Below are 12,322 nucleotides of genomic sequence, written 5' to 3'. Positions count from 1 at the left end.
TATATATCAGAGTATCCTCATCATATTTAAACAAGGATTTCCCATTATGGCCTTTCTCAACCGCAGGGATATACTGGCAGGATTTGGAGCGGGACTGCTATTTGCAAGTCGAATAAAGGCTCTCCATGCAGCAAATCCGCGTAATCTGGATGAAAAACCTAAATTTGATACCTCTCCTTTTCAGTTGGGCATTGCATCTGGTGACCCCTCCCCCGATGGGTTCGTAATCTGGACACGTCTAGCTCCCAATCCGCTCCATCTTGATGCTGGCATAAAACATAACCGGCCCATGCTGGTAAATTGGGAAATAGGAGAAGATGAACGTCTCTCGCGGATTGTGCGTAAAGGACAGGCGTTAGCACATCCAGAACTGGCACATTCTGTCCACGTAGAAGTGACAGGTTTGAAACCCGATCGTCCCTATTGGTACCGGTTTCATATTGCGGGTTATGACAGCACAATTGGGCGCAGTCACACATTCCCACAATTCAACACCTCTCCAACCCGTGTCCGCTTCGCTGCCGCAGGCTGCCAACATTATGAAGAAGGCTATTATACCGCATGGCGCCACATCGCCAACGAACCGGTTGATTTTGTTTTCCATTATGGTGACTACATTTATGAAGGAGGAGATAAAAAGGACGGCATACACACTCTCAACGGCCAGCCATTTAAGGCACTCCGACGACATATCGGACCTGAATGCTATTCCTTAGACGAATACCGTCGCCGTTATGCGCAGTACAAAACAGACGAAGATTTACAAGCAGCCCATGCCGCTGTTCCGTGGATTGTGACATTTGATGACCATGAAGTAGATAACAACTGGGCTGGCGATAGCGATCAGGACGGCACACCTCCTGATATTTTTCGTCTACGGCGAGAGTCCGCTATGCAAGCTTACTACGAGCATATGCCACTGCGCCTTAGTTCCATGCCTGATGGGAGCCATATGCGAATATATCGAAACCTTCGTTATGGTGACCTGATGAATACTTTCGTTCTGGATACACGCCAATATCGTAGTGATCAGGCATATGGCGACCAAACAGCAACACAAGGTGCTGATGTCTGGTCTCCAAGCCGCACCATGATGGGAGCAGAACAAGAACAATGGTTATTCGATGGTCTGGCACGCTCTGATACCAGATGGAACTTGCTGGCTCATCAAGTCATGATGATGAATCTGGCACATCGTAAATCAGATCATTCCGAACTTGTTTATAGTATGGATCAATGGTCTGGCTATATGTACAGTCGCAACCGATTGCTTCAATTCATTGAACAGCATTGTCCTGGCAATGTTGTAAACGTTACAGGTGACGCGCATCGACATTTTGCCGGCAATCTTTCCTATGACACCGACCATATTAAGCCCGTCTCTGTCGAATTTCTGGCAACATCTATTTCCTCTGGATCTGATGGATTAGGTGATAATGATCATTTCAGCCGCTCGGTTCGTCGTGAAAATCCCCAATTGTTAGCAACGACAGATCAACGCGGTTATGTTGTATGTGATGTAGGACGCGACCTATGGACAGCTGATCTCAAAGTGCTGGACAAGGTTATGGAACAGAATGGAAATCTTTCTACCTATGCCAGTTTTGCGGTAGAACGCGGGAAACCGGTTTTACAAAAATCCTGAATAAAAAACAGGATTTTGTAGAAATCATCATTCTTAAAATTATTACATCGACATTCTCGTTTATATATAATTAGATTTCTAAATCCATATGATTCTATATATCTCATTAAGAATCATATGGATTTTTATTAAATAAAACAAAATAAGTTTCAGTATTATACATTACAATATTTGTGACAGTTTAATGAAACATCCTACTCGGTGATGAGGAAAGGCACTTCCCGATTGTCTACCTGTCATGACCACCTTTGGTGCAGAGCTTTAGGAAACATGACATATGACAACCCGCAACCTGTGTGCTTTTCGTTCATTTTTACTCTTAACCACAGGATCAGCGAGCTTGTGGGCTTCCCTCCTGTGTTCAAACGCAAATGCCACGTCAATCCATATTGCCAGTCAACCAATGGCACAGGCCTTAGAAACACTAGGAAGGCAGACAGGAGAAAATATTGTCTTTACACCTGAACAGGTGGCCAACCTGAAAGCACCAGCTGTCAATGGAAATATGACTTCTTCGGAAGCTATAAAACGTCTGTTAAACCGCACAGGCCTTAGTGTTGAAACAGTACCAAATGGCGGTTTTATTATTCATCCAGCACCAACGGTTCCCAAAAAAACGGCACGGAAAACCTCCACCTCAGATCGCGTCCCGAAGAATGGGATCAATGATATCGAAAAAATGTTCGTTACAGGTCACCGAAAAAGCCAGAGTGAAAAGCGTACATCCAACATTATCATGGATTCCGTGGCATATGATCCTTTTGAAAATCTGGGCGGAGTTTCATCAGTTGCCCAATCGGTCATTCAATTACCCGGCGTCACAGGCATTACCGATGGAGATGAGCCTCGCTACGTAAGTATCCGAGGGATCAGTCCAGACCTCAATCATACCACAATGGACGGCGTAACAATTGCTTCAATTGGGGAAAGTGGATCTGGCGGCACAAGACGCATTAATCTGCAAGACATTCCTTCTGAAATGACGTCACGCACCAATGTATACAAAAGCTTTACAGCAGAGCAGGACGGCGATGCCATCGGTGGTGTGATCGATATGATACCTATGAGCGCCTTCGATCATAAGGGGCTTTATAAATACGTTGATGCATATGGTATATGGTCAAGCAAGCGCGGCGGTGTGGGCGCTAACGGTCTAGGGGGATATTCCCCTCATATGGGTGAAGGTGCCAAGGGCACGTTTTCCGACACATTTGGTAAAGATAAAGAATTCGGTATTGTCATGTCTATGCGGTACCAGAACCGCGCACGTAATACGACCAAGAACTGGCAAAGTTATTATTACGACAATATGGATGGCGCCAGCGACAGTACTCCTGATAGTTCATGGAATGGCCACGTTCGTCCAAGCCAGTATTCCACTGGGGAATACGCAAATGACGTCACTAATCTCGGTGGATCAGGCAAGCTAGAATGGAAACCAACTGGCAAAAACCTTAATGTATCACTTATGGGTTGGTCCTACGCCCGCTGGGAACATTCCGTAATGGACAAGGAAGATTATAATCTGAAGGACATGGGGATTGGCAGCGACAGTTCCGATATTCCCGTCAATAGCATGTATGTACGCCGTCGACAGAATGACTGGCATCGGCAAAACAGCGGCATTATTGGCCATGTCGACTGGCATAAAGATAAGCACAGCATTGTATTACGTGCCGGCTATACAATGGAGGACTACAGTGATTATCAACCATATATTGCCGCGCGGGCTTATCCCAAAAACCTGCTAGCCAGTTACTCAGGGTATCCAAATCAGGACTACATGTGGAGCCAGAGCGGCTTGTCAAATCCTTCTGCAGCCCAGACATCAACATGGAATCTCTATAATGATGGCTCTTACCAGACATGGGAAAAAGCATCGGAACGTATTCCGACTGTCCGCCTGGACTACGGATGGAACACCGATAAACACGACAAAGGCTTTGGCATAATGAGTGGTTTCCAGTGGCGAGAACTGACGCTGGACCACGATGAAGAACAGACTTATTATAACAGTAAAGAAAATTTCAGTAACCAGATGCTACAAACCGATCATGTGCCGTGGCTGAATACATATCCAGAAACATTTATTGGTCCAAATGGTTACAAATTTCCGTGGCCAACTTTAGCAGCAGATCAGAAAAAATCTTTATATAATAGCGGTATATCTAACTACAAATATCGCGAAAATATCTTTGATGGCTACGTCTCGATGCATTATGCGTGGAAAAACACGACACTGATTGCTGGTGTAAGAGCTGATGCAACGAACTACGCTGGCTGGACGCCGCAAATCAACAGCGCAGCTCAAACAGTTTCATCCGGTTACACAAAACAACCTGGATCTTACATCAACCCGTTGCCTTCATTTGATGCCGTGCATCACTTTCCACATGATGTCACAGTCCACGCTTCTTACAGTCAGTCTCTCGGTCGCCCTGCCCCCGGACAGATCGCCATGGCAGCATCTGAAAGTTGCGGCGATAACGATTCAGGAGGAGCAGATTGCACACTGACCATGGGGAATGCCCATCTTAAACCCCGCCGTTCCCACAACTTTGATGTTTCCGTTGATAAATGGTTCAACCGAGGAAACGGCATGGTGAGCCTGGCATTTTTCAGCAAATGGATCAAAGACGATATTATTACCAGTCGTGGTCTTTATACCCAGAATGGTACGAACTATGAGGTCATCAGCCCGATGAACGCCAACTCTGCAGGTGTTATGGGGTTGGAATTCAATGTGGTAAATAGAAACCTACATGTTTTTAGCCAGATACTTGATCTACAAGCCAACGTGACATGGCTTCAAGGACATGAAAGTTATTCATCTGGTGGCACGACATACAAATATAACGCAATGATTTACCAGCCTAACTTTGTCGCAAATGGCATGCTCACATGGCATATTCCACAAATAAAAGGCGCACTTCGTACCACTGTCAATTATTCCGGGAAATATTTCACATCCTTTGGAGCAACCCCGGGTGCATCAGACGGATTTGGAAACTTTCTTACTTTCAACCTAGGTTTTTGGCATCAGATATTCCCGGGAATTACATTAAAATATGAAGTAATGAATTTAGCGAATTATCAACCGACCTATGTTACAGGAAACCATTTGCAATATGCCGACGAGCGGGACAATTATGGGCGCGCAGTCTATTTTCATGTAGTTTTCAACTACCACTACAGTTGCATTTTGTGTTGAGTTCTGAATCTATGGGTAACCATGATTCAGGATATGATGAGTGGCGGTACGTCTGTTGAAGAGACGCTGGAATTATGGGCGCGCTCGCTTCGGTCCGCCAAGGATCGGATGGCGCCGCTGTTCACGCAAAAACGTGTCGTAGATTCGGCCTGTGCTTTTCTTGATGTTTTGATTGGCAATGAACCACGCAAGACGGGATGGATGCGAGCGGAAGCCGCAGGAGATCCTGGTCCATGGCGGCAGCAGGCGCTTCTGGGACGCGGGCACTGGGATGCCGATGCCCTTCGTGACGTCGTCAGGGATTATGTGATTGAGCATCTGGGCACTGAAGAGGGCGTGCTGGTCATTGATGAGACCGGTTTTCTGAAGAAGGGTCAGGCGTCCTGCGGTGTGGGGCGGCAGTATACGGGATCTGCCGGCAAGATCACGAACTGCCAGATTGGTGTGTTTGGCGCTTATGTTTCGGAACGGGGGCATGCCTTTATTGACCGCGCCCTGTATCTCCCGAAAGACTGGACATCAAAGCCTGAGCGTCTGAAGCGGGCCCACGTTCCCGATGACGTGGTGTTTGCAACCAAACCGGCGTTAGCCTCGATGATGATTGAGCGAAGTATTGAGGCCGGTGTGCCGTTCCGCTGGGTTGCAGCAGACAGCGTGTATGGCGTGGGCGACGTAGAACGCACGCTTCGCCGGGCAGGAATTGGATATGTGCTTGGGGTCAAGGGCAATCACTGGTTCGGATCATGGGCAACGGAACCGCTGATTGCCGGAGAGGCGAAAGATATTGCAGCAGGACTGCCAGACCAGGCCTGGCGTCGTCTGTCAGCGGGGCACGGCACAAAAGGTGAGCGACTTTATGACTGGGCGTATCTTCCGCTTGCTGATCTGGATGCTGAAGAATTTGACTGCCCTATAGCCGGACCATGGACACGTGGCCTGTTGATCCGCCGAAACATCGCTGACGGGGACCTTGCCTATTTTACGACCTGGAGCCCGAAAGGGACAACCACGCAGGAACTGGTGAACGTTGAAGGGACGCGCTGGAGGATCGAAGAAGGGTTCGAGACGGCCAAAAACGAATTTGGTCTTGATCATAACGAGACCCGCTCCTGGCATGGTTGGCATCGGCATGTCTCTCTGGTCATGCTGGCCTATGCCGTCATGGCCAGTGTCCGTTACCAGGCAAACTCACTGAAACCGAAAAAAACACAACTCAGAACACGACAGTCCTTGTCCGCTGGTCCATTCAGGAGATCAGGCGCCTCGTCGTAAAACTTGCACAACGCAGACTACCCGTCTCTCACATCCTCAGATGGTCCGTCTTTCGACGAACGCATCAGGCCAGTGCTATCCGCGCTCACTCACGACACAAAATGCAACTGTAGTGCTACGTGTCAGGTTGTGAGACGTCATTGGGATGATGTAGCGTGGGCGATACCGCGTTATGCTTCGTTGTTTTCTTCCGTTTGCAGGGAGACCGAATGATGCTTCAGATCCACCCACAGGCACGCACGACACCGGCTGTCCGGGCTGAGATAGCTCGTTCGTCAGAACCGACATCCGTGCTCGCCAGACGCTACGGGATCAGCGATGAAACAGTCCGTAAGTGGCGCAGGCGTGGTTCGGACGCCTGTCAGGACCGCAGCAGCCGTCCCTGGAGGCTGGCCTGGAAAGCCTCGGAGGAGGAGCGCGCCATTGTCTGTCAGCTTCGGCGTTCTACCGGTTTTGGTCTGGATGATCTGACCTTTGTCTTACGGCATTTCCTGCCGCATCTGAACCGGGACAATATCTGGCGGATACTGAAAGACGCCGGATTGAACAGGCTGCCTCCTGTTCCAAAGGCCGGACCAGTTCGGGGACAGGGAAAGTTCCGCGATTACGATCCCGGTTATGTCCATATCGATGTGAAACATCTGCCAAAATTACAGACAGCAGATGGGGACCGGCGGAAACGTTTTCTGTATGTCGCCATCGATCGCTGTTCCCGTTCAGTGCACCTGGCTGTTTATGACGCGGAAAATGCGGATAATTCCGTTGATTTCCTCAATGCCGTCAAATCGGCCTTTCCTTTCCGGATCACCCATATCCTGACCGATCGTGGCTCCTGCTTTACAGCGGACGCCTTCGAAAAAGCCTGTCATGACATGGGAATCGACCGACGCCGGACCAAGGCTTACTCCCCTCAGACCAATGGAATGGTGGAACGCTTCAATGGCCGTGTCGCTACAGAAGTACTGCAGGTCTGTGTCTCAAACCATGAAGATCTGGAAATTCTGCTCAGAGGCTTCTGTTTCGCCTACAATCATCGCCCGCAGCGTGTTCTGGGCGGCATCGCTCCCGCCCAATGCATCATCTCATGGCTTGAAAAACATCCCGCGTCACGTAATCAAGACTATATCAAACCGGCTGGTCGTGACATCATGAAACAGGTCGACGAAATCCTTGATTACGCCAATGACGTCTCACAACCTGACAGCTACGGCGTGTCGTCAGTTAAGCCCTGAGTGTGGCACGTGAGGGTTGTAGTTTGTGTCTGCGTGTGCTGACTGTTTTCCCGTTTTTTGGAGGAGACAGAGAGATGCGGCGCTATAGTTTACGCGATGACCAGTGGGAGCGGATAAAGGATCTTCTTCCCGGTCGAGAAGGCTATGTCGGCGGCACTGCGGCGGACAACCGTCTGTTCGTGGAGGCGGTGCTGTATCGCTATCGCGCGGGCATTCCATGGCGCGACCTTCCTGCCCGTTTCGGGGACTGGAAAAACGTGCACCGGCGTCTGCGCCGCTGGTGTGAAAGCGGCGTCATCGAACGGATATTTCGTTATCTGGCCGCTGATCACGACAACGAATACATGATGATCGACAGCACAATTGTCCGGGCGCATCAGCATAGTGCAGGAGCTCTCAAAAAAGGGGTACGGATCAGGCCATCGGACGATCACGAGGCGGGTTGACTACAAAGATCCATGCCATCTGCGACGCTCTGGGCAATCCGGTGGAACTCGGCATCACACCGGGACAGGATGCCGATATCACCCAGGCGGAACCGCTTCTGGAAAACATCGACCCGGAGGCTTTCCTTGCTGACAAGGCGTATGACGCGGACAGGTTGATCGATCGGCTGATACAGCGCGGGATTACCCCGGTCATCCCGCCAAAACGCAGCAGAACGACACGACGGAAAACCGATTTTTCTCTCTACCGCGAACGGAACCTTGTTGAGAGGTTCTTCAATAAACTCAAGCAGTTTCGCGCTATCGCAACCCGCTACGATAAACTGAAATCGACCTTCCTCGCAGCCGTGCAGTTCGCCTCAATCATCATCCTGCTTAACTGACGACACGCTGTAGATCATGTTGAAAAATATCTTTTCAATTTTCCAACCATGAGATTCAAAGCTGTTCTTTACAGAGAGCAGTGAATACGTGGCGACCTGACGGACAAAGAATGGACGATTATTAGCAATCTGCTGCCGGAACGTAGCCACTGGTTCCAGCTTGCACAGGATAATCGTCTGTTTCTCAACGGAATGCTTTGTGTTCTGCGCGTTGGTTGTCCGTGGCGGCACACATGGATGATGCGGCCGCGTGTTGGCAATTTGCTTTTCCTGTAAACTGAGCGGTTTCTGCCATTGTTGCCTTACTATCCGTCAGAACCACGGGTTCGATATCAGTTACGTTTGCTTCGAAAAAATGCCTGCAGAACCTCCCGGCTCATCTCTTTCCCTCCACAATGCCGAAAAACTGTTGGTCGTCCGGATAATTCCACATCCTACATTTCTTGGACACAATCACAGACCGGTTCACAACAGTGCCTCCTGAAAACTGCCGACACCAAGCATGAAACTTCCATTCGCCTTGGTCTCAAAATAGCACTTCACCTCTTCTGGTGAGACCTGTTGAAGGGAACAGATAGCCACAGCCTGCTCTAGAAAGGCCGTCCTTTCAGCAGGTGAATAATTTCCCTCATTCATCTTTACTGTGAAACACCGTATGGTTGCCTGCATACCCTGCCGCGCTTTCTGAGTGAGGACACCGCGAGGTCTGATCGTAAGTTGCTCGCTCGCAACAGGCTAACAACAGGAGAACACTCATGAGCGATAAACAGCTAAGCCGTACGCCGGTGCCCGATCGGGCAGAGGAAAACGCCTTCTTCCCGTCGGAATATTCCCTGACTCAATACACGTCTTCAAAGACCGATTTTGATGGTGCCGCCTATCCCAAGCCCTATACGGGAGGAAAGTGGAAAATCCTGATGATCGGCACTCAGGAAAGGTATCTGATGATGAAAGGCGGCGAGTTCTTCTCGACCGGCAATCATCCAGTCGAAATGCTTCTGCCCATGTATCATCTAGATGCGGCGGGATTTGATATCGATATTGCGACCATTTCCGGCGATCCGGTCAAGCTCGAATGGTGGGCCTTCCCGCATGAAGATGAGGCCATCAAGTCAATCTACAAGAAATATGAAAAACAGCTCAAAACACCAAAAAAGCTTGCTGATGTGATAGGCGAAGGTCTCACCGCTGAAACACCGTATCTTGGCGTATTCATTCCAGGTGGTCATGGCGTTCTCAATGGTGTGCCATTCAGCAAACAGGTCGGTGATATCCTGCGCTGGGCACAAGCCAACGGGCGCTTCACGATCTCGCTCTGTCATGGGCCTGCCAGCCTACTGGCTACTGCAGTTGATGGCGGTAAGTTTGCATATGAAGGCTACGAGATGTGCGTCTTTCCAGACAGTCTGGATACCGGAGCCAATATCGACATCGGCTATATCCCGGGTTCGATGGCGTGGCTTGTCGGTGAAAATCTCCAGAAATACAACGTGAAAATCGTCAATACGGGAATTACCGGTCAGATACATCGTGATCGTCACCTGCTGACAGGTGATAGCCCGCTGGCATCGAACAATCTTGGCAAACTGGCGGCTGAAGTCCTGCTTGAGGCTGCCAACAAATAAAACTGGCTATTGCGGTCGCAAGCACATTCCATCGCTTGCGACCAAGGAACCCTCCAGTATGTGCCGGATGTATCCGCATAAAGTAACGAGCCATTTCACTGCGCATAGAAGCCTGCCCCTGCCGCATCAGCGAAACGGATTTCCTCGTGCATTTCCTGATCTTCATACATTGATCTGGTTCCTTCGATGAATATTGAAAACGATCGGAGAAACCATTTGAGGCGGCCCTGTAGGCCATGGCGTGGGATGGACGCGGGTGATTGCCCAACCCGCTTTTGAGGGTCGAGACGCGTCTAACTGTCTGATAAGCCCGTATTTCATGGCGATCAGCAGTTGATGATGAGAGATTTATGATGGAAGTGGTTGCGGGGGCAGGATTTGAACCTGCGGCCTTCAGGTTATGAGCCTGACGAGCTACCGGGCTGCTCCACCCCGCGGTTGAAGATGTGTTGAAATTTGTAGGGGTAAGATTTGTGTAGGGTGGATTGGAAGACCTGGCGGCGACCGACTTTCCCGTGGCTTAAGCCACAGTATCATAGGCGCTGGGGGTTTTCACGGCCGAGTTCGGGATGGGATCGGGTGGATCTCTCCCCGCCATGGCCACCAGGTCATCCAGTCCACCCTGTAAGGGTGTGTGTGGAGGACGGTTGGTTATGAAGAAGTAGGCGTTATATGGATGATTTCTGTGCACGGGCTGTCCTTTTAAGGGGACAGTAAGAGAGTGAGCCTATTGGGTGATTAGGACCAGTTAGCTGCACGTGTTACCACGCTTTCACACCTGGCCTATTAACGTGGTGGTCTACCACGACCCTCAGGGAGACCTAGTTTTGAGGTGGGTTTCCCGCTTAGATGCTTTCAGCGGTTATCCCTTCCATACTTAGCTACCCGGCGGTGCCGCTGGCGCGACAACCGGTGCACCAGAGGTATGTTCATCCCGGTCCTCTCGTACTAGGGACAAATCCTCTCAAGTCTCCAACATCCACGGCAGATAGGGACCGAACTGTCTCACGACGTTCTAAACCCAGCTCACGTACCACTTTAATCGGCGAACAGCCGAACCCTTGGGACCTGCTCCAGCCCCAGGATGTGATGAGCCGACATCGAGGTGCCAAACCTCCCCGTCGATGTGGACTCTTGGGGGAGATCAGCCTGTTATCCCTAGAGTACCTTTTATCCGTTGAGCGATGGCCCTTCCACGCGGGACCACCGGATCACTATGGCCGACTTTCGTCTCTGCTCGAGCTGTCACTCTCGCAGTCAGGCGGGCTTATGCCATTGCACTCAACAGCCGGTTTCCGACCGGCCTGAGCCCACCATCGCGCGCCTCCGTTACACTTTGGGAGGCGACCGCCCCAGTCAAACTGCCCACCATACAGGGTCCCGGATCAGGCTAACTGACCACGGTTAGACATCAGAAAAATTCAGGGTGGTATTTCAAGGATGGCTCCACAGGAACTGGCGCCCCTGCTTCAAAGCCTCCCACCTATCCTACACAGAATGTCTCTGATGCCACTGTAAAGCTGCAGTAAAGGTTCATAGGGTCTTTCCGTCTGACCGCGGATACCCCGCATCTTCACGGGGAATTCAATTTCGCTGAGCCGATGCTGGAGACAGCGGGGAAGTCGTTACGCCATTCGTGCAGGTCGGAACTTACCCGACAAGGAATTTCGCTACCTTAGGACCGTTATAGTTACGGCCGCCGTTTACCGGGGCTTCAATTCAGCGCTCTCACACCTCCTCTTAACCTTCCGGCACCGGGCAGGCGTCAGACCCTATACGTCGTCTTTCGACTTCGCAGAGTCCTGTGTTTTTAATAAACAGTCGCTACCCCCTGGTCTGTGCCACCCGCCAATGGTTGCCCACCAACGGGTCTCGCTTATCCCGAAGTTACACGAGCAATTTGCCTAGTTCCTTCAGCATCGTTCTCTCAAGCGCCTTGGTATTCTCTACCAGTCCACCTGTGTCGGTTTCGGGTACGGTCTATACGCCAGAGCTATTTCCTGGAATGCTCCAAAAGCCAGGTCAATCCGTTAAGACCTGACAACATATCGCATTCGTCACTTCTGGCAGGTACAGGAATATTCACCTGTTTCCCATCGACTACGGCTCTCGCCCTCGCCTTAGGGGCCGACTAACCCTGCGTGGATTAACCTTGCGCAGGAACCCTTGGACTTTCGGCGACAGTGTTTCTCGCACTGTTTGTCGCTACTCATGTCAGCATTCGCACTTCCGATATCTCCAGAGAGGGTCACCCCGTCTCCTTCACAGACTTACGGAACGCTCCGCTACCGCGCATATCATAGATATGCACCCACAGCTTCGGCACGTGGCTTGAGCCCCGTTACATTTTCGGCGCAGGGTTTCTATTAGACCAGTGAGCTATTACGCTTTCTTTAAAGGATGGCTGCTTCTAAGCCAACCTCCTGGTTGTTATGGAATCCCCACATCCTTTCCCACTTAGCCACGATTTGGGGGCCTTAGCTGGTGGTCTGGGCTGTTTCCCTCTCG

Annotated in this window: 7 protein-coding genes, 1 tRNA gene and 2 rRNA genes (1 of these 10 only partly in view); 7 read left to right on the top strand and 3 right to left on the bottom strand. The window is 50.5% G+C overall.

Annotation, left to right across the window (positions count from 1 at the left end):
* Positions 1 to 46 precede the first annotated feature (46 nt).
* The 7 genes from QQM41_RS11185 to hchA all read left to right on the top strand — a co-directional run bounded on the left by QQM41_RS11185 (position 47) and on the right by hchA (position 9,814).
* Positions 47 to 1,645, top strand: coding sequence for an alkaline phosphatase D family protein (locus tag QQM41_RS11185; RefSeq protein ID WP_339077149.1), 1,599 nt, complete (start codon positions 47 to 49; stop codon positions 1,643 to 1,645).
* Positions 1,646 to 1,922: 277 nt separating this feature from the next.
* Complete coding sequence (locus QQM41_RS11180) at positions 1,923 to 4,856, top strand: outer membrane beta-barrel protein (protein WP_339077148.1); 2,934 nt, start codon at positions 1,923 to 1,925, stop codon at positions 4,854 to 4,856.
* 21 nt (positions 4,857 to 4,877) lie between these two features.
* On the top strand, positions 4,878 to 6,128 hold the full coding sequence (locus tag QQM41_RS11175) for an IS701-like element IS1452 family transposase (RefSeq protein WP_012812328.1): 1,251 nt from the start codon (positions 4,878 to 4,880) through the stop codon (positions 6,126 to 6,128).
* 212 nt (positions 6,129 to 6,340) lie between these two features.
* Positions 6,341 to 7,360, top strand: a complete 1,020-nt coding sequence (locus QQM41_RS11170) for an IS481 family transposase (RefSeq protein ID WP_339078108.1) — start codon at positions 6,341 to 6,343, stop codon at positions 7,358 to 7,360.
* Positions 7,361 to 7,434: 74 nt separating this feature from the next.
* Positions 7,435 to 8,189, top strand: a protein-coding gene (locus QQM41_RS11165) for an IS5 family transposase (RefSeq protein WP_088365012.1) whose coding sequence is annotated in 2 segments (ribosomal slippage) — positions 7,435 to 7,765 and positions 7,765 to 8,189 — 756 coding nt in all. Because the reading frame shifts where the segments join, the coding sequence is not laid out codon by codon here.
* Between the two features lie 84 nt (positions 8,190 to 8,273).
* Positions 8,274 to 8,465 carry a transposase gene (locus QQM41_RS15725; RefSeq protein WP_408874585.1) on the top strand — a complete coding sequence of 64 codons (192 nt, stop codon included), beginning with the start codon at positions 8,274 to 8,276 and terminating at the stop codon, positions 8,463 to 8,465.
* 479 nt (positions 8,466 to 8,944) lie between these two features.
* On the top strand, positions 8,945 to 9,814 hold the full coding sequence (gene hchA / locus QQM41_RS11160) for a glyoxalase III HchA (protein ID WP_339077147.1): 870 nt from the start codon (positions 8,945 to 8,947) through the stop codon (positions 9,812 to 9,814).
* Positions 9,815 to 10,174: 360 nt separating this feature from the next.
* Here the strand turns inward: hchA and QQM41_RS11155 are convergent.
* From QQM41_RS11155 to QQM41_RS11145, 3 genes are all read right to left on the bottom strand, one after another.
* A tRNA-Met gene (locus tag QQM41_RS11155) sits at positions 10,175 to 10,251 on the bottom strand.
* Positions 10,252 to 10,306: 55 nt separating this feature from the next.
* Positions 10,307 to 10,422, bottom strand: a 5S ribosomal RNA gene (gene rrf, locus QQM41_RS11150).
* 109 nt (positions 10,423 to 10,531) lie between these two features.
* Positions 10,532 to 12,322, bottom strand: a 23S ribosomal RNA gene (locus tag QQM41_RS11145) (it continues 952 nt past the right edge of the window).

It is taken from the genome of Acetobacter sp. AC2005, from assembly GCF_037901235.1.
In the GTDB taxonomy this organism is placed as follows: Bacteria; Pseudomonadota; Alphaproteobacteria; order Acetobacterales; family Acetobacteraceae; genus Acetobacter; species Acetobacter oryzoeni.
This window is presented reverse-complemented; position numbering and strand designations above follow the sequence as displayed.

Coding starts and splice junctions, on each gene's coding strand:
- QQM41_RS11185 (WP_339077149.1), top strand. CDS start 47: ATGGCCTTTCTCAACCGCAGGGATATACTGGCAGGATTTGGAGCGGGA.
- QQM41_RS11170 (WP_339078108.1), top strand. CDS start 6,341: ATGCTTCAGATCCACCCACAGGCACGCACGACACCGGCTGTCCGGGCT.
- hchA (WP_339077147.1), top strand. CDS start 8,945: ATGAGCGATAAACAGCTAAGCCGTACGCCGGTGCCCGATCGGGCAGAG.
- QQM41_RS11180 (WP_339077148.1), top strand. CDS start 1,923: ATGACAACCCGCAACCTGTGTGCTTTTCGTTCATTTTTACTCTTAACC.
- QQM41_RS11175 (WP_012812328.1), top strand. CDS start 4,878: ATGATTCAGGATATGATGAGTGGCGGTACGTCTGTTGAAGAGACGCTG.